The organism is Paenilisteria newyorkensis (assembly GCF_000766145.1).
Taxonomy (GTDB): Bacteria; Bacillota; Bacilli; order Lactobacillales; family Listeriaceae; genus Listeria_A; species Listeria_A newyorkensis.
This window is the reverse complement of sequence record NZ_JNFB01000012.1, coordinates 113,280-132,007: the sequence shown is the minus strand read 5'-3', so window position 1 is coordinate 132,007 and position 18,728 is coordinate 113,280. Positions and strand designations below refer to the sequence as shown.

The window sequence follows — 18,728 nt, the reverse complement described above, 5'->3', positions numbered from 1 at the left end:
CACAACTTTACTATTGTAGCACGAAATAAGCGCTTTGAAAATAACCATTTTAACGATAATGAAATATTTTCACACTTTTTCTGAAAAGTTACTGAAACCGATTTATTTTTATGAATCTAGACTACCATTCCCATTGTGTTTGCTGGCTAAACATGAAAGCGTGCATCGCGTCCTTTATCTTATGCGAATATTAGAGAAGCTTTATAAATTTCTTTAAACTTTATTGGTAGCATGGAACGATATCATTTAATAAATCAGATGGAGGTAATGAAATGAAAAAGAAACTTATCGTGATAGCATCGATTCTGTTACTCATTCCCTGTTTAGTCGTTGGCGCTTCTTTCTTTCTGAAATCCGCGGATGTAGCAAAAGTAGACAAAAAAACGAGTAAACAAGAACCACCACGTCAACAAGCGCCAAAACAAGCCAGTGAACACAAAATTGCTTATTTGACCATTGATGACGGCCCGACAAAGTACATGTCAGCGATTGTAGCCGCACTAAAAAAGGAAAACGTGAAGGCTACTTTTTTCCTCGTTGGCAATAATATTACAGGAGACCGCAAACAGGCAGTCAAAGAAGCCGCCCAAGCCGGTAATAGTATAGGTATGCATAGTATGACGCACGACGCAAAAAAATTGTACAAAAATGGCCAGTTCATCCCAGAAATGGAACAAGAATCGACACTACTTAACAGCCTTCTAGGTAAGCAAATAAAGCTAATTCGGGCACCTTATGGCAGTACATATTTAAGTGCGATGCAAATCAAAAATGCGCAGGAAAAAAAGTACCGCCTACTTGATTGGAATATCGATAGTGAAGATTGGCGACACAAAGGAAAACCTCAAGAAATAGTGACCTCTATTAAGGAACAACTAGATAAATTCCATAAAATTTCCCCCGTTATTTTGGTACACGAAACAGAAGATACATTAAAAGCAATTCCCAGCTTAGTAAAAGCAATTCGAGAAAAGGGTTTTGAATTGATGCCTTATTTTGAGGATAATGACTTTCATCTGAATTTTCGGAAGGATCCAGATTTGTAATCAGTGCATAAAAGCACAACAAAAAACCACTGTGGTCAAAAAGAGCGTTTGGTCTTTCAGCGAAGCGACAAACGCTCATCTCCGTCGTTAAAAGCTGTGTTCCGGTGCTCATGTACCTTAGTACATTCCGCTTCGGTACTCGCTTTTGCCTAGAATCTAAGCATTTGTCGCTTCGCTGAGGTGTAGCATGACCTTTAAAATTAGACAATTAAACAAAATTTGGTGAAAAATACACAACAAAAAACCACCGCGGAAAGGGAGGAACCGCGGTGGTCAAAAAGGGAGTTTGGGATTTTATTCTCAGGGGAAAGAATAAAAATTTAATTTGTTAGCTTATAACTATATAATAACGGTCGTCGGGGAGATTTAGCTGTGATCTAGATTAGAATTTAATTAAAAAATAAACGGAGCTTAATCCTGGGCTTTTGGGGGCTGTGATTTTAACTAATTTATGGACATTCTCTAAAATAGCAAGATTGTCTATTAATGAGAATAAAATCATGTGGGAAAACCAAAAATAAAAGTGATAAAATACAGTTTATAGTAGTTAAGTAAGCGCTAACTTTAAATGATGGCGAAAAACGGCTATTTAATTGAACGCAACATTGTAGTTTTAGTTATTGCTGAAATGGTGGCGTGAAGAACCGCGTGATTTTCTCCAGGCTCTGCGTTTTTGAGAAAATATACTGTTTATTTGTCACATCTTGTTTTAGCGTATTCACTTGGTTTGGGCAATCTTGGTTCTGCTTTCGAAATGTTTTCGGGCTTACGCCATAAAAGCGCTGGAAGGAACTATTGAGATAACGCAAATCGGAAAAACCGCAAATGCCGCAAATAGTTAAGAGTGTGCTTTCTGTATGGATTAATAAATATTTCGCTTTTTCACATCGGAGAAGATTGACGTATTCTTGGAACGTTACACCAAAATTTTCGTGGAAAAAGTGCGATAAATAGGTAAATGATAGCGCTTCTTTCTCTGCTATGTCAGAAAGTAACAGCTTTTCTTGATAGTGTTTGGAAATGTAATCGCTTATTCTTTTGATTCTTTCGAGTTTTAATAGTAGCTGATCTTTCTTTTCTTCTTTCATTTGTTTGTGCGGGACGAGTTTCATTAAATCAAACATGATAATGGAGGAAAAGCCGTGGCACAGCAGTGAAAAGTAGGCTTCTTCTTTAAAATAGGCTTGACTTGCGGCTACTATATTTCCTAACAGACGCCGGCCCGTTTCGGAAGCTTCTAAGGTGATAGGCGTTGTGTCGAAATAAACCTCGTTAATTTGCGGGAAAAAAGCTTCAAAAATCTTTGGCGAAAATTGAAAAATTAATAACAATGCAGAATTTTTCGAATCTAATTCGTGTAATTGGCAGGAATTTAAGACAATAAAATCGCCTTTTTCGAGTGAAATTTTCTTGTTATTTGTCACAATATTTAGCGAACCACTTAGCAAATAGACGACTTCGATATCCATATGTAGGTGCATGCTACGATAATGCATCTCAATCAGAAAAACATGAATGTCTTGTACTTTACTATGTTCAATTAACTCAAATTCATTGGTCATGTTCCTTCCCTCCTCAATATTCTTACTATAAGCGAAATTGAAAGCGGAAGCAATATATAATTTATATCATCAAAGGAGGAAATGAATAGCGCAATCATTGTTTATACTACTAAAAATGGGGGATATTTATGAGATTATCAAAAAATTTAATTTACTTTTTCGGTGCTTTAGGTGGACTATTATTTGGTTATGATACTGGTGTCATTGCTGGAGCGCAGATTTTTATTCAGGATGAGCTTCAATTAAGTAATGGCGAGATTGGATTTGTCGTTAGTTGTATTTTGATTGGGGCGGTTGTCGGGGCGGTCTTAATTTCACCGTTATCGGATCGATATGGCCGTAAGAAAATGGTTATTTTGACTGCTTTTATCTTCTTTGTGGGGGCTTTGGGCAGTGCCTTGTCGCCTGATGTGACGGCCTTAATTATTTCGCGGATGTTCTTAGGTATAGCGGTTGGTGGAGCTAGTGCGCTTGTTCCGATGTACTTGGCCGAATTGGCACCAGCGAATCAGCGTGGAAGCTTATCTTCTTTGAATCAGTTGATGATTATGATTGGGATGTTGCTCGCTTACATTGCGAATTATGTTTGGCGGGATTCACCGATTGGTTGGGAATTGATGTTAGGTTTTGCTGCGGTGCCTGCACTTATTCTGTTTATTGGTGGCATTTTATTACCAGAATCACCGCGTTATTTGGTGAAAGTTGGGAAACGTGCGGAAGCGGAAGCCATCTTGCTAAACATTCGTAGCAAGTCAGAGGCGGAAGCGGAAATCCTTGAAATCGAGGAGCAGAGTCATATTGAAAAAGGTCGTTTGAAAGATGTCTTTTCAAAATGGGTGCGTCCATCCGTGATTGCGGCTTTTGGTTTAGCTATTTTGCAACAGTGGATGGGTTGTAATACGGTCTTTTATTATGCGCCGCGTATTTTAATGAGTGGTGGGACAGACGCTACTTCGGCGATTCAGACGCAAATTTTTCTAGGTATTTTCTATGTTATTGTAACTGCCGTAGCCGTGTCATTGATGGATCGGTTTGACCGGAGAAAAGTGCTGATGGTTGGGGCTTTGGCGATGGGCGTTTCGTTCTTTGCTTTATCTGCGGCGTTCCATTTAGAAGCGGATAAACCTGGATTCCATCTGTTCACCTTTATTTTCCTAGCTACTTATATTTCTAGTTTTTGCGCAACTTGGGGACCGGTTATGTGGGTTATGATCGGCGAAATCTTCCCGTTGCAAATTCGCGGTTTAGCTGTTGGTATCGCGTCGCTGGTGAACTGGGTGGCTAACTGGACTGTTTCGGTTAGTTTTCCGGTTTTAGAAGAAACGATTGGAAATGTGACGCTGTTCATTATTTTCGGACTGGTTTGCGTCGCTGCGGTATTCTTTGTTAGAAGCTTTGTATTTGAGACACGGGGCTATACGTTAGAGGAAATTGAGGATGCGCTAGTGAAAAATGAGACGAAAGCATTGAATAATAAAAATAGAACGAGTACTGCGAAAGCAATTTAGTAGCAATGAAAAAGGTCAAGTAGCGATGAGCTATTTGACCTTTTTAAAATACATTTTTAAGCGTTTACCGTGCTTTTTTGGGGCAAAATTCGTGTTCCTGCGCAGCCAGCTAATGCTTCTACTGCAGCGTCTAGTGAGCAAATGATGGCTTCTTTTCCAGATTCGGCAAAGGCAATCGCTGCTTCCATTTTTGGACCCATGCTGCCGTCTGCGAAATGGCCTTCTTTCATGTATTCTTTCGCTTCTTTGACTGGAACGCCTTCTAGTTTTTGTTGATTTGGTTCGCCGAAATGTAGGTAAACGTTTGGCACGTCGGTTAAAATCATGAAAACGTCAGCTTCGACTTGTTCGGATAGGCGTAATGCGGAACGGTCTTTGTCGATGACTGCTTCGACGCCTTTTAGGTCGCCTTCTTCATTTTGCACGACGGGAATTCCGCCTCCGCCTGTCGAAATAACGACGGTATCCGTGGCTACAAGTTGCTTAATCGCTTCGACGCCATGGATTTTTTGTGGTTGTGGGGATGGGACAACGCGGCGGTATCCTCGGCCTGCGTCTTCTGCCATTTCCCAGCCTTTTTCAGCGGAGAGTTCAACGGCTTCTTCGCGTGTATAGAAAACACCGATTGGCTTTGTTGGGCTTTGGAATGCGGGATCGCTCGCGCTAACTTCGGTTTGTGTTAAAAGCGTGATGACGTTTGTTGGTAGTTTTTTGCGTGCGAGTTCATTTTTTAGTGATTGTTCCATCATGTAGCCGATAAAACCTTGTGATTCTGCGCTACACGCGTCGATTGGCAGCGCTGGAACGTATGCTTTGGCTTCTTCGTTTTGACGTAAAATATTGCCGACTTGCGGGCCGTTTCCGTGTGTCACGATGACTTTGTGCCCTGCTTCTGTGATTTCTGCGATTTTTGCACAGCTGTCTTCCACGTTTTTTAATTGGTTTTCAAATGTTGCTTCTTGATTCGGTTGCAAGATTGCATTACCGCCAAGCGCGATAACTACGCGTTTTCCCATTGAAAATTCCTCCTTTATTGCGAGTGCGACACCTGCTATCGTGTCTATTCCCGACGTATGTCCGTTTTGGTAAATGTGTTCGATGATTTCCCCAGTTTCTGCGCCCTTTTGGAATGCTTCGTATAGTGCGAGTAATGTGTCGCTGAATTGGTCTTGTAACGCGTATTTCAGATAGGTTTGGCTGATGTCTGTGGTCAATAGCTCGGTCTGGATTAATGTCGCTAATACTTCTTTAAAAGTCCGGCTTTCCTGCCCAACGAGCAAAATGCCGAGCAAGATGTCGTCTCCGGATGGCGTCAAACCACTGCCGCGACCTATAAAATAGCGCAAGGTTTGTTCGATAAACGCCGAGTCTGTGCTGCTTATTGCTTTTGCGAGATTCGCGGTTTCGGGCTGGGTTAGCCATTCTCGGATGGAAAAACCTAGTCCTGTTTGCTTCTCGCTTTGCAATGTGTGTGTTAAAAAACTGGGATTCGGCTGAATTGCTGTTTTTTCACGTTTGCTGGTGTATTGGGTGGCACCAGTGAGCGTGATTTGAAGCTTGGATTGTTGGTGAAAAAGGATGCCGCCTTCGTATTGGAAGGTTTGATTGGCTTGAATCGTAGCGATAAGCTTGGTTACGTCGCGAGTTGTTATTTGAACAGCAAATGGTAGTTGGCCGTTTTTGGTTGTGCCGATAAAAATGCGTTCGGCTTCGTTTTCCAAGTTGAAACCGTTTGTGAAAACACTGTGGACGCGCCATGTTTGACGCTCAACTAGCAAATTCGCGACGTTTTGAGCCATGCGCTGTGATTGAATCATTGACATCCTTTTTCACCTCCTTTTTATACGGTTAAGCCTAACTTTTCTGCGTAGGCTGTGATTGCTTTTTCAAAACAGGCAACTGGTGGGTTTACGGTTCCAGCGCCGATTTGGCCGATACCTGCTTTTTTATGGGCGATTCCAGTGTTGATGACTGGTGTAATGCCGGTTTCGACTACTTTACGAGCGTCAATACCGAGGCAAATTCCTTGAAAATCCCATGTTGGAACGGTGAAATTTGGGTTTTGGTCGATCACGATTTCAAGCATTTCATTACTTGTTTTCAGTGCGTCGCCAAATCCGCCTGTACCGACAAAACGAGTCACGGCTGGTGCTGCAATCATTGCCATACCGCCAACGCCAAACGTTTCTGTAATCGCGCTGTCCCCGATATCTGGGTTCGCATCTTCGCCGGAATAACCTGTGAAATAAAGGCCTTGCGGAGTGTTGACGGGTGCTGTGAACCATTCGTCTCCCATACCGCTGATGCGAATTCCGAAGTTTTCGCCGTTACGACACATCGCAGTTACAATCGTGCCTTCTTGAATCATCCGCGCGCCATCCATCACTGCTTTTGCGGAAGCCATCATGATATTTAGGAAAAATTGATCGGTATCTGCGAGGAACTTGATGACTTCTTGGCGTTCTTTTTCATCGATATCCAGGCTCACAATGATTGGGCTCACTTCTTTCAAAAATACGAGGGAAGCCGCGATATTGCGTTGGTGGAACTCGTCTCCCATCGCGATTGCTTTTGCAACGATAACGTTTAGATTCATGCCTTCATCGAGCGTTTGCAGTGCTTTGCTAAGCACTGGGCCAAGCACGTCACGCATCCAGCGCAAGCGATTCACAACTTCTGCGGAATAAGCACCAAAACGCAGCACTGCGCCAATGCCTTCGTTCATCGTACAGTAAGCGCGATTGCCGTCTGTGTGGTTTTCCACGACAACAACTGGCATATTCGCCGAGGTAATACCGCCCATTGGTCCAACTGCGTCCACGTGATGGCACGGAATAAACGTGACATCGCCGCGGTCAAGCATCGCACGCGCGTCGTCTTCATTGTCCGCCCATTCTTCAAATAATGCGGCCCCAACACACGAACCTTGCATTGGGCTCGTCATGTTTTCCCATTTAATCGGAGGGCCCGCGTGAAGTAAAACCTTTCCTTCATTTAACTCAGCGATTACAGATTTAGCAGGCACGACGTCCAATAAAAATGGGGCTGATGCAACGATTTTGTCCGCCACTGCGCGGTTTGCTTCATCAATTGTCTGGTAGTTTGTCATTGTTTTTTCCTCCTTCAAAAATTTATTTCACGTCCGCCGTCTCAGCGCGGTAACTATTCAAGAATTGTAGTACTTTTTGTAGTTCAGTATTTCCACCAGCCACTGGGCGCCAGTCAAATTGCACGACACGTCCGCCAGTTTCGGTAATCGCCTCCGCAAAACTTTTTAGTCCAACGTTGATGACACGTGGTTGTTTTGCCAACAAGTTTAACATCGCGTCTGATGCTTCTAAAATTGGCGCTGCTTCGCCTGACTCGACTTCACGAATCGCTTTATCAGCCTCTTCCACCGTACGACCAACGAGCGCGAGTCCCGTTCTAACCGCTTCATTATTGCTGTCTTTCACGATTACGCCAGAATTTTCCAACGTTTGACGCTGTTCCTTGTAGTCTTGCGGATCTTGAAGCGTCCCACATACCGTTCCAATAACAGCCAATTCGCGTCCGGCCGCTTTCGCTTTTGCAATCACGTCTTTAATCGCTGGCGCCAATTGCCCCGCCATGTCTTCATGTGAGCCGTAACCAAGCACCACATCAAGCAAAATAACTGCCGTTTCCGGATCATTTGCCGCATCTTCAATGAACGCAATCCGTTTTTCAGGGTCAATCATTGGATGCGGTTTTCCTTGCGTGTAAATATCATCGCCGAGATCGATAACCTCGTGACCCTCTGTTTTCAAAATATAGCCGTCTTGCTTAATCAGACCTTCTTTTAACTGTAAGGCGTCCGCGATAAGCATTGCCGCCTCAGATGCTAAAGTCCCGCCAGAATAGTAGCCTTTGATGTGTTTTTGCTCCGGAGTTAAGCGGATGTCAGGCGTCACGATTTCCGTCTCAACCGCCGTTATCGCCTCACCTTTCGCAAGCTCCACCGCAATGCGCGCCGTTTCTTCGAGCGTGTAAGCGTGATATAAATTCGCCTCGTGATATGTCGGTTTTTCACCTAAAAAGATCGTCACGGCAGGCTTTGAAATCGTGCGTAATAACGCCAAAACTTTATCGCGAATCGCTTTTGCAGGTGGCTTCGAAATAACGACAATCACGTCTGTATCGGCTTGTTTTTCAAGCGCTGCAATCGCGTCTAGCATCGTGATACCGCCAACCGTTTCGGATAAATCGCGACCACCCGTTCCAATCGCGTTCGTCACGCCACCACCAAGACGGTCAATAATCGTCGAAACTTCTTGAATTCCCGTTCCAGATGCACCGACAATGCCGATGTTTCCAGGCTTCACGACGTTTGTAAACGCCATCGGAACACCATTCACAATCCCCGTTCCACAATCTGGCCCCATTACAAAAAGACCTTTGTCATGCGCTTTCTGCTTCAAACGCAGCTCTTCCTCGATCGGCATATTATCACTAAAAATAAACGCGTGCAGCCCTTCATCCAATGCGCGATCCGCTTCCGCCACCGCATATGTACCTGGAATCGAGATCAAAGCCATATTCGCATCCGGATCGAGCTTCATCGCCTTATCCCAAGTCCGCGCCGTTTCCGTCGTGTTGCTGCTTTCCTTCGTCGCTTGACTGGCTAAAAACGCATCCACTTCCGCCAAAATTTCATCAATTTTAGAAGCATCTTCCGTGTCTACAACAATCGCCATATCGTTCGCCGATGCCGCTTCCAGCTCTTCTGTACGCAAGCCCGATGTTCCGAAAATATCTTTATTCGCAGGCGTTCCCATCATGATCGATACCCGGTTTACCCCATCAATCGTCGAAACCTTATTCGTAAGCAGCATCAAAACAACCGAATCTTGATACGCATTTTCCTTAATAATCGTGTGTAACATCGTGCTCACCTCTCCTTATTCCGCAAATTTATTTTTTCCATCATAATTGTCAAAATGAATCGCATCCGAAATCAGATACTCATAAATATCATCCACAATCTCGATTCCTTGCTCCTCGTAAGCCTTCTCACGCAACCGTCCACGCTCACCAGGATAATACACCCGATCCACGCCCGGCGCAGGAGCAACAGCCGTCACCTCATCTAGAACCTCCGACATGTTCGCCTTAAACGCCTCGATATCCGTGAAGAACGCTGGATTAATCACGATATGCAATTGCCCCAAATCGCGCCCCTTCGACAAATCCGCGTACATCGAGCTCACATGCTTCCCGAATGGCAATCCCAGCAAAATTCCCGACAAAACGTCCACCATCATCATTAAGCCGTACCCTTTTGGCCCAGCGATTGGCAATAACGCGTTGACCTTCGCTGGATCCGTCGTTGGCGCCCCGTCCGCGTCTACCGCCCAAGTCGGCGGAATCGATTCCCCGCGCGACCTCGCATGAAGCACCTTGCCCCAAGCCTGAACCGTCGTCGCCATGTCAAACGTCAACATTCTCCCGTCATCGGTCGGCGCTGCAAACGCAATCGGATTCGTGCCAAAATAGTCCTCCGCGCCACCAAACGGCACCACCATTGGATCCGACTGGCAAACAGAAAGCGCTACAAAATCACAACTCGCAGCTTGTTCTACAAAATAAGCCAGCGCCCCGCTATGCGACATATTTTTCACGCCCACAACCGCGACACCATTTTTGCCAGCAATCCGGATCGCCTCTTCCATCGATCGTTTCGCCGCCACGTGCCCAGAACCATTATCCCCGTGGAAAATACCACTCGTCGGTCCCGTCTGCTCAAACCGAAAATCCGGTCGATTCGTGATGCCACCTTTGGCAATCCGCTCCGAATAATACTCGACACGAACCGCGCCATGCGAATGAATCCCGCGCGCATCCGCAAACGCCAACACATCAGCGACAATATCGGCGTGTTCTTCCGTCAAACCAGCCCGCTCTATTTTTGTTTGAATCAGCTGGTGCAAATCTTCCTTTGAAACTCGCATTCTGCCTGCCACCTTTCTAGTCTTGTTCCGCGAATAACCCCGCGTGATCGTACTGATTGTAATGAACCGTGTCACTGATCAAATAATCATACACATCTTTCACAATCGGAATTCCCGCATCCGCATAGTCCGTTTCCACAATCTCCGCTAACTCGCCTGGATACAACACTTGACTGAATCCCGGTGCCGCTTTCGTCGCATGCAGTTCATCGACCATTTGCGCGATATTTTGCTTAAACTCCTTCAAAGACGTGAAGAAAGCCGGGTTAATCACGATATGTAACTGCCCTAAGTTGCGACCTTTCGTCAAATCCGTATACATCGAAGACACCCGTTTTCCGAATGGCAATCCTAGCAAAATTCCCGATAAAATATCGACCATCATCATCAAACCGTACCCTTTTGGTCCAGCAACCGGAAGCAATGCGTTCACTTGGTGCGGGTCCGTCGTTGGTTCGCCGTTCGCATCCACAGCCCACGTTGGCGGAATATCCACCCCTTTTGAGCGCGCGTCCAAAATTTTGCCCCATGCCTGAACCGTCGTCGCCATATCAAAAATAACCGGCTCACCGTCCATGCGCGGCGCTGCAAACGCGATCGGATTCGTTCCAAAATAAGGCTCAGCGCCACCAAACGGCACCACCATCGGGTCCGACTGACAAACAGAAATCGCGACCATATCTTGATCCGCCGCCTGCTTCACAAAATAAGCGAGCGCGCCACTGTGTCCCATTTCATGCACGCCGACAATCCCGACGCCTGTTTCCTGTGCCAAACCAATCGCCTCATCCATCGCCTTGCGTGCCGCCACATGCCCGACGCCATTATCCGCTTCAAAAACGCCCGAACTCGGTCCCGTTTTATTGAATCGGAAGTTAGGCTCAATCGTCGTGCCACCTTTGGCAATTCGTTCCGCATAATAATCCACGCGAACCGCACCATGTGAGTGAATTCCGCGCGCGTCAGCGAATGCTAAAGATTCCGCGACGCCATCCGCATGCTCCTCAGAAAGCCCCGCTGCTTCCAATTTCTTTTGAATTAAATCATGTAAATCATGTTTCCTTACTCGAATCATTTGTGGCTCTTTCACACCAATTCCCTACCTTCTCATAATTGTGGATCGCGATTACAGTCTTTCGAATACAAATAACTGAATGCTTCACCGCGTCCGACCGCATACGTCGCTTGTGGCACATACGCACCCATGAATAAATAATCACCTTTTTTGACTGGAACCCATTCGTTGTCCAAATTGTAAACGCCTTCTCCAGATAGCATATACGCGCCGTGCTCTTGATAATGCGTTTCAATATATCCGTGACACGCACCCGGCTCAAAGCTTAAAATGTGGAAATTCATATCAAAACCAAGATCCGCCGGCAATAAGTTTTGCAAAATCACATCTTCCATACCTTCGTACGCAATTTTCTCCAGATTCGCCACATTATTCACAATAACATGCGCCTCGTAACCTGCTACCGCCTCATATTTCTTCTTATAAAGGAACGCCTCACTATTCGCGCCACCGTTGTCATTTTCGAATTTCAAAATCACACCTGCTGGGCAATAAATATAGCCACCAGCCTCAAGTGTATGCTTCGCGTCATCCGCCCAAACCGTGATTTTCCCGTCCAAGCAATAGAAGAAAGTCTCTACGCCAGGTGCGCCGAAACCAGCCTTATTTTGGCCGCCATCTAGCAACGTGATAATATAATCCACGAAAGAAGCGCCCAATTTCGGCGTTGCTAAAATCGACAATTCACAGTTCTCAAAACCTGGAATCGAGTTATTCACCAATCCATTCGGCGGAATAATCGCGTAATTGCCACGCTTGATTACCGATCTCGAAGCGAGAATATCGCTCACATAACCCGTATTCTTATTTCTGTAACCCATTCTAAAAACCTCTCTTTTCCAAATTATAATTGGAATCAGCGCTCGAAAACACTGATTCCCTATTCAAATTATGCTATTTTCTTCGATTTAATATTTGCAATCAAAAATACTGTTGCTCCGATAACCAGGATAATCGCGGAAATATAGAAGCCCATTACTTTCGATCCTGTCGAGTCGGAGATAACCCCTGTCAAGAATGGCGCGATAACCGATGAACTCATTCCGAAGAAGTTGAATACGCCAAACGATGTTCCGTATCCTTTTTTCGGTGCGCTATCTGCTACGTAAGAGATCAGGATTGGCTCTACTGCAAGTTTTCCTAGCAATCCGTATAAAATCAGGCCGACTAGCAAGATGCCCGAAGTTGGCGCCAGTACTGTAAGCATCAACATCGCCGCGGCTGCAACCGTCAAACCAACGATGAAACGCACTTTTTTCGTTCTGAAGATATCCGACATTCTACTGAAAAATAATGCCCCTGGAATCGCGGAAAAAGCTACAAGTGCAGCGGAAAATCCAATCGCCACGCCTTGGAATCCACGTTCTTGTTGTAAGAAAGATGGCAACCACGTCACGACCATGTAGTACCCGTAACACGTTGCAAAATAAAGAATGTACGACGCAATCATCCGACCTGTAAACAAGTTTTTGATTGGCGCTTTCTCTTTTGGTGCTGCTTTTTCTTTGGCCACCGCGGAACGATCCACTTTTGGCGAACTTTTAATCACACTCGCAAAAACAAAGATCATCACAACAATCAAACCAGCGATAATGAAAAGCATGATTTGCCAGTTCATACCGACCGATTTTACAAGTAAACTAGAAGCAATCAAGCCAATACCCATACCGAGCGCGGAACCACTGTTGATGATAGCCGTTGATAGGCCACGTTTTTCTGCTGGAATATTCTCAGAGGACAGCGAGTAAGCCGCACCGTAATAAGATCCACAGCCAAGACCGGCAAGCAAACTACCGAGATAAATCATTTCCAAGTTTTGCGCCGTACCAATCACAAGTGCTGCGATGGCGAACAGTGAGAAACCAGGGATAAGCACGACTTTCTTACCAAATTTATCGACTAAAATCCCCGCTGGAATCTGCATTCCTGTATACGCGAAGAAATAGAAACTCGCAATCAAGCCCATTTGTGCATCAGAATGTTGCCCAATCGTTTGTTGAATTTCCGGAAAAATCGGTGTTAAGACACTGCGGTAAATCCAGATAACTACCCAACCTAAACATAAAATAATAATAATTTGCTGCCAATACTGGAGCCCCTTTTTCATTGTTGCCGTTTCGTTTTCCATTTTTGATTCACTCCCTATGAAATCTTAATCATTTCTCATTTCGTATAACATCTACATTTTGCTTCCAACAAATCGAGCGCTTGCCGCCGATTTACATGATGTATGAGCTATTTATTTATATGCTAATTCGTATAATGCTTCTGTTAGTGCTTTCACGCCTTCAACCAAGTCTTCTGTTTTCGTATCTTCCGCCGGGTTGTGGCTAATCCCACCAATACTAGGCACGAAGAACATCGCCGTCGGTACACGCGGTGCAAAAATTTGAGAATCATGACCTGCGCCGCTATGCATCACGCGATAATTGAGTCCTTCTTTTTTACAAACGCCTTCTAGCACGGACACGATATGTGGATCCATCGGCACTGGTGCTTCGTCCATCCATAGATCAATCAAGATATCGATGCCCATTTCTGCGCAAATTGTTTTCATATCTTGCTCAATTTCTTGCGTGAAGCTATGCAGTTCAGCCTCATCCGTGTGACGGCAATCCATCGTGAACAGTGTCTCACCAGGAACGACATTCACCGTATTTGGCTTCGGCTCTACTTTTCCGAACGTAAGCACGAGTGGGTCGCCAAGTTTTTTGGCTTTGTCAATCGATTGCGACACGATTTTACTGAACGCATAAACGGTATCTTTGCGGTAGCCCATCGGCGTTGTTCCCGCGTGGTTTGACTCGCCGTTTAGCACGATAGTATAGCGACGTTGCCCAGCGATACTATTCACCACACCAACTACTTTACCCTCGTTTTCCAGCACTTTCCCCTGCTCGATATGAATCTCGACGAACGCCTTAATATCGTCACGCAGCGGCTTCGTTTCATCGCGGAAATCGAACCCAGCTCCGCGCATCGCATCCACAAATTTTACACCTTCAAAATCCGCAACGTCCGCCATTTCCTCTTTATTCGCAAGTCCAAAGAAGTTCTTACTTCCCCAGAAAACATACGGAAAACGGCTTCCTTCCTCTTCTGCCATCGAAATAACTTCTAGGTTCCGAAGCGGCTGACCGTGTTTTTCCTTCAAATATTTAATCGCAAGGTACGCAGCCAAAACGCCAAATTGACCGTCTAGTTTCCCGCCGTTGACCACCGTATCAATATGAGAACCCGACATAATCGTCTCATCCTTATATGTAGACCCTTCCACACGGCCAAAAAGATTGCCGATATCATCAAAATACGTCGTGAAACCCGCATCGTCCATTTTCTTCTTCACGCCCTGCTGCGCCTCCACCCAATAATCCGAGTAAAGCAACCGCGTCGTTCCACCAGTCGGATCCGCGCCAATTCCCGAAAGCCAAGCCACATTATCCGCCACATCTTGAAAAATTCTGTCCATCGTTAAAAGTCCACCCTTCATCTGATTTGTCCTACTTGTTCTCTACTCTTTAAAGTGTAAGCGTTTCAAGTTTTGATTGCATCGTTTAAAAGCGATAAAAACCCTGTTCGCTTTTTGTTCATTATGACTAATTAAGCTGCCCAAATTGTTGATAGTGATTATATAGATTTCGCGTGCCCAATCATAAATCGTTGAGCTCACAGGAAATCTAGTGTATGCTGTCTTTGAAGAATAACAAAGGAGATGACCCAATTGCAAACAATTATTTTTGCTGAAAAAAATGGCTTGGCGCTAAAAGGGGATTTCTATCCAAGTCCGCGTCCTGATGCCGCTAAAACGATTATTTATTTTCACGGTGGCGGTCTCATTTGGGGACTTCGCAACGATTTGCCGGAAACGTACCGCAATCTTTTTCTCGAAGCTGGGTATCATTTTTTCGCGGTCGATTATCGATTGGCGCCGGAAACCAAGCTACCTGCGATTTATGAAGATGTGCAAGACGCGATTTCCTGGTTTGAAGCCAACGCCCGCGCAACGTTCGGTGTTGCCAACGCGTTCATCTTGTTCGGACGTTCCGCCGGCGCTTATCTCGCACTCCAAGCCGCATCCGACGCCACGCTTCCAACCGCCGACGCCGTGCTATCCTTCTATGGCTACGCTTCGATTGACGGTTCCTGGTATCAAAATCCGAGTCCACATTACGCGAAGCTCCCAACGATTCCAGCCGATTTAAAAACCGCTTTAACTGGCAAAACGGAGCTCACAGAAGGTTACATCGAAAAGCGTTACGCCTTGTACATATACTGTCGCCAAAAGGGGCAGTGGCTCGATGAAGTTTTTGGACCGCATCAAGACGCCGATATCGACGCCTTTTCACTCGAAGACATGCGCGATTTCAGCTTTTTGCCGCCCGTATTCATCGCGCATAGTACGACTGACAAAGACGTGCCCTACACCGAAGCTGAAAAAATAGCTCAGACTACCTTCCAAAATGAACTTTTCACCGTGCAGAATTTGGAGCATGATTTCGATTCCAACATCGACGACGGTTTACCGGCCTACAAACAAGCCTTACGTTTTTTAGAAGAGTACAAATAAAAAAGCTAGTAGGAAAATCACAACGAACGTGAGCTTCCTACTAGCTTTTATTTGATCAATAATACCGGACATTCCGCGTGCTGGACGACTTTCTTCGCGACACTGCCAATCGTCATTTTCTGAACGAGCGACAAATCGTGATGCCCCATAATCAGCATATCCAATCCCGCTTCCCCCGCGTATTTCGTCACTTCTTTTGCTGGAAAACCGCTCAAGATAGCCGTTTTATACATCAGTCCTGCCTCGCTGAACATCGCGCCTTTTTCCGCCAGCATCTTCTGTGCGTCTTCCTCTAAATTCTCCGAAATGTCTACGCCAACTTCCACGTCCTCCGCAATCGCTTTGTCATTCACGACATGAATCAGCGTGATTTCCGGCGCCTCTGCAAATTCTTGGCACAACGCCACGGTTTTTGTCACGATTTTTTTAGATAGTTGATCGTCTGCAATTAATACCGCTAATTTCATTCTAATCCCTCCATTAATCAAGTGCGCTCAATGCTTTTCGACCTGCTAGCAAAATAATAATCCCGATGAGTACGGCAAATCCTGCCACATAAAACGTCACGTGCGGATTGAACCAAACCGCCAAACTCCCTGCGAGCCATGGCGCAATCGCACCGCCCGTAAACCGGATAAAGCTGTAGGCCGAGGACGCCGTCGCACGCTCCACTGGCGAAACGACCATCACCGCCGACGTAATCAGCGTGTTGTTAATCCCTTGGAAAAAGCCAGCGATCACGATGCAGACGGAAATGACCGTGCTATCATTCGCGCCAATTCCCATCACGACTAAAACAACCGCAAAAAGTCCCAGTGCGCCCATCATCACCAATTTTGTCCCCCACATTTCTTCCAATCGCGGCGCCACGAAAACCGAGGAAATCGCGAGCATTAAGCCCCAACCGAAGAATACTAATCCCACTTGAATCGCGCTATATCCAACCATCAAAAATGGCGAATAAGCAAGTAACGTAAAGAATCCGAAATTATAAAATAACGCCGTTAAACCGGTGACAAGCAAGCCCTTGTGACGCAAAGCTCGGAGTGAATCCCAGAATTTCGATTTCACTTTTGGCTTTGGTATCGGATCGAGCAACATGATAATCGCCACAAATCCAATTGCCATTAAAGTCGCTACTCCGAAAAATGGTGCGCGCCACGTGATGCTTCCAAGCAAACCACCAACCAGCGGACCGACCGACATACCGAGCCCCATCGCGGCCTCATACATGATAATCGCTTTTTCCGTCGCGCCTGAACTAACCGCAATAATCGTTGCCAGCGCCGTCGAAATAAAGAGCGCATTTCCAAGTCCCCAACCAGCGCGGAGCCCAACTAACTGCCCAACAGATTGCGATAATCCACCCAGCCCTGCGAAAATAATAATAATGACGAGCCCGATAAGCAATGTCTTTTTTGCCCCGATTCGGCTCGATATAAATCCAGTAAACAGCATCACAATGCCCGTTACCAACATATAACTCGTAAATAATAACGATGTTTGTGCCGGCGTCGCATGCAACTGCTCCGAAATTGATTTTAAGATAGGATCGACAAGTCCGATTCCCATAAAGGCGACCACACATGAAAAAGCTACTGCCAACGCCGATTTAGGCTGGTGCAGCAAACTTTTCAAAACGCCATCCTCTTTTTTTATTGCTACTTTTCCTTCTACCACGTTTACCACTCCTGTTTGTTTATTAACCTGTTTTAAAGTATACTCCTCATTCGACTATAATGTCAATATTGACATGTTTTTTTTTACATTAAATTTTAGAATCGGATGTGGTATACTGAACACATAAACGTTGCGTTGGAGGGGTTCGAATTGAATACATTGAGTTACGTCCTGCTATGCATGCTCGCGCGCAAATCGTGCACAGGCTACGAATTAAAGCAATATATGGAATTATTTTGGCAAGCACATCACAGCCAAATCTACACCGTTCTCGGCAAAATGGAAACAGAAGGCTACGTCCAATTCGAGGCTGATCCTGATACGACGAAGAAAATCTACTCGCTAACAAAAAAAGGCGTTCAAGCCGTCAGCGAATGGGTGCTAGAAGAAACCGCCGAGCCGATTAGCCGCGATGAATTCCTCGCAAAAATTTACGTCATCGCGCTAATGGACAAAAACACCGTTGCCCAACTTTTCAACGACCGCCGCAGACACTACAAAAAAAGAGCCACGATTAATAAACCGAAGCTCGAGGAACTGGAAGCACTGCAAAATGACCCAACACGAAAAGAAGAATGGCGCAATTCATTCGGCCGGTATTTGATTGTGAAGCGCCGCGATGATGTTTGTGCGCAGGAACTCGCATGGTGTGACTGGGCCGAAGATTTGTATCATAGTTCGTTTGATAAGATATGAAAAAAGTCATTGAGTCTGGTGCATAACCCATATAAATCGGCGACAAGCGCTCGATTTGTGTCAAGCAAAATTTTCCGTCTTACCCCCAAAAAGGGTGAGGCGATTTTTCTTTATATTGAGTTTTGCCCGAACCTCAATCGCTTTCTTCTGTTAACCATCTTAACCAAGATGGCATTGGCACACCCAACTCATTAAAAATAATCCCGCCTGCTGCTTGAAATAACTCCAAGCCAATCACAAATAAAACGGCAGCAACTAGATACCGAATCCACTTACGCCAACGTTCCCAATGAAAAACATAATCCGCCAATCCAGCCAATGTAATGGCACAAACAAGATAAAAAATTAATTTCAAAATAACCATCCTATACTACTCTCCCCTATGTAATCGCTGTATCGGAAACCGCTCAAGCCATCTCTCATCGTACAATGTCCGATAAAAATCCTTTCGCATAGGATGTCTCCGATCAATAAATTCTTCTTTTTTCGAATAACTGTAACACGCAACCCCAATCAAAATCAACGCTACCAAAATCAGGCCCGCCGCAATCATTTTCCTCATGCTATGAAACTCCCTCATCTTTTTTACACTTAGCGTATCATAAAAATGACCCGAAAAACCAAA

At 45.3% G+C, this 18,728-nt stretch carries 17 protein-coding genes and 1 pseudogene; 4 read left to right on the top strand and 14 right to left on the bottom strand.

Translation table 11 applies throughout. From position 1 onward, the window contains the following. Window positions 1–272: 272 nt before the first annotated feature. Window positions 273–1,046, top strand: coding sequence for a polysaccharide deacetylase family protein (locus EP58_RS05150; RefSeq protein WP_052165035.1), 774 nt, complete (start codon window positions 273–275; stop codon window positions 1,044–1,046). A gap of 617 nt (window positions 1,047–1,663) precedes the next feature. Here the strand turns inward: EP58_RS05150 and EP58_RS05145 are convergent. Then, window positions 1,664–2,470: a helix-turn-helix domain-containing protein gene (locus EP58_RS05145; protein WP_159106211.1), complete on the bottom strand. Its 807-nt coding sequence runs from the start codon at window positions 2,468–2,470 to the stop codon at window positions 1,664–1,666. A 266-nt stretch (window positions 2,471–2,736) separates the two neighbouring features. On the opposite strand from EP58_RS05145, the gene EP58_RS05140 reads away from it, so the two are divergent. Beyond that, on the top strand, window positions 2,737–4,116 hold the full coding sequence (locus EP58_RS05140; RefSeq protein WP_036090912.1) for a sugar porter family MFS transporter: 1,380 nt from the start codon (window positions 2,737–2,739) through the stop codon (window positions 4,114–4,116). Between the two features lie 56 nt (window positions 4,117–4,172). Here EP58_RS05140 and arcC read toward each other — a convergent pair whose 3' ends face one another. The 9 genes and pseudogenes from arcC to allC all read right to left on the bottom strand — a co-directional run bounded on the left by arcC (window position 4,173) and on the right by allC (window position 14,629). Continuing rightward, the gene (arcC, locus tag EP58_RS17670) at window positions 4,173–5,132 is read right to left on the bottom strand and encodes a carbamate kinase (RefSeq protein ID WP_036091635.1); all 960 of its coding nucleotides are present in this window, start codon (window positions 5,130–5,132) and stop codon (window positions 4,173–4,175) included. Between the two features lie 30 nt (window positions 5,133–5,162). After that, window positions 5,163–5,915, bottom strand: a pseudogene (locus tag EP58_RS17665) (oxamate carbamoyltransferase subunit AllH family protein); the annotation flags it as partial. 41 nt (window positions 5,916–5,956) lie between these two features. Continuing rightward, window positions 5,957–7,225, bottom strand: coding sequence for a YlbE family protein (locus EP58_RS05130; protein WP_036090910.1), 1,269 nt, complete (start codon window positions 7,223–7,225; stop codon window positions 5,957–5,959). Between the two features lie 22 nt (window positions 7,226–7,247). Beyond that, complete coding sequence (gene fdrA, locus EP58_RS05125; RefSeq protein WP_036090907.1) at window positions 7,248–9,020, bottom strand: acyl-CoA synthetase FdrA; 1,773 nt, start codon at window positions 9,018–9,020, stop codon at window positions 7,248–7,250. Between the two features lie 15 nt (window positions 9,021–9,035). Beyond that, window positions 9,036–10,085: an ureidoglycolate dehydrogenase gene (allD, locus tag EP58_RS05120; RefSeq protein WP_036090905.1), complete on the bottom strand. Its 1,050-nt coding sequence runs from the start codon at window positions 10,083–10,085 to the stop codon at window positions 9,036–9,038. Between the two features lie 16 nt (window positions 10,086–10,101). Next, window positions 10,102–11,157 carry an ureidoglycolate dehydrogenase gene (allD, locus tag EP58_RS05115; protein ID WP_036091632.1) on the bottom strand — a complete coding sequence of 352 codons (1,056 nt, stop codon included), beginning with the start codon at window positions 11,155–11,157 and terminating at the stop codon, window positions 10,102–10,104. Between the two features lie 35 nt (window positions 11,158–11,192). Further along, window positions 11,193–11,981 carry a (S)-ureidoglycine aminohydrolase gene (allE, locus tag EP58_RS05110; protein WP_036090904.1) on the bottom strand — a complete coding sequence of 263 codons (789 nt, stop codon included), beginning with the start codon at window positions 11,979–11,981 and terminating at the stop codon, window positions 11,193–11,195. Between the two features lie 68 nt (window positions 11,982–12,049). Then, entirely contained in the window at window positions 12,050–13,288 is a 1,239-nt protein-coding gene (locus EP58_RS05105; RefSeq protein WP_103034780.1) for an MFS transporter, read from the bottom strand. Window positions 13,289–13,399: 111 nt separating this feature from the next. Continuing rightward, window positions 13,400–14,629: an allantoate deiminase gene (gene allC / locus EP58_RS05100; protein WP_036090900.1), complete on the bottom strand. Its 1,230-nt coding sequence runs from the start codon at window positions 14,627–14,629 to the stop codon at window positions 13,400–13,402. 252 nt (window positions 14,630–14,881) lie between these two features. On the opposite strand from allC, the gene EP58_RS05095 reads away from it, so the two are divergent. Continuing rightward, a complete protein-coding gene (locus EP58_RS05095) occupies window positions 14,882–15,727 on the top strand; it encodes an alpha/beta hydrolase (RefSeq protein WP_052171350.1) in 846 nt (281 codons plus the stop codon). 47 nt (window positions 15,728–15,774) lie between these two features. Here EP58_RS05095 and EP58_RS05090 read toward each other — a convergent pair whose 3' ends face one another. Together EP58_RS05090 and EP58_RS05085 are read right to left on the bottom strand one after the other, a co-directional pair. Next, entirely contained in the window at window positions 15,775–16,194 is a 420-nt protein-coding gene (locus tag EP58_RS05090) for a universal stress protein (RefSeq protein ID WP_036090898.1), read from the bottom strand. A gap of 13 nt (window positions 16,195–16,207) precedes the next feature. Further along, complete coding sequence (locus EP58_RS05085; RefSeq protein ID WP_052171349.1) at window positions 16,208–17,407, bottom strand: MFS transporter; 1,200 nt, start codon at window positions 17,405–17,407, stop codon at window positions 16,208–16,210. A 150-nt stretch (window positions 17,408–17,557) separates the two neighbouring features. On the opposite strand from EP58_RS05085, the gene EP58_RS05080 reads away from it, so the two are divergent. After that, window positions 17,558–18,103, top strand: a complete 546-nt coding sequence (locus tag EP58_RS05080; protein WP_036090894.1) for a PadR family transcriptional regulator — start codon at window positions 17,558–17,560, stop codon at window positions 18,101–18,103. Between the two features lie 133 nt (window positions 18,104–18,236). On the opposite strand, the gene EP58_RS05075 is transcribed toward EP58_RS05080, so the two are convergent. Both EP58_RS05075 and EP58_RS05070 read right to left on the bottom strand, forming a co-directional pair. Then, entirely contained in the window at window positions 18,237–18,458 is a 222-nt protein-coding gene (locus EP58_RS05075) for a hypothetical protein (RefSeq protein ID WP_124892752.1), read from the bottom strand. A gap of 15 nt (window positions 18,459–18,473) precedes the next feature. Next, window positions 18,474–18,665 carry a hypothetical protein gene (locus EP58_RS05070; RefSeq protein ID WP_036090890.1) on the bottom strand — a complete coding sequence of 64 codons (192 nt, stop codon included), beginning with the start codon at window positions 18,663–18,665 and terminating at the stop codon, window positions 18,474–18,476. Window positions 18,666–18,728: the final 63 nt, after the last annotated feature.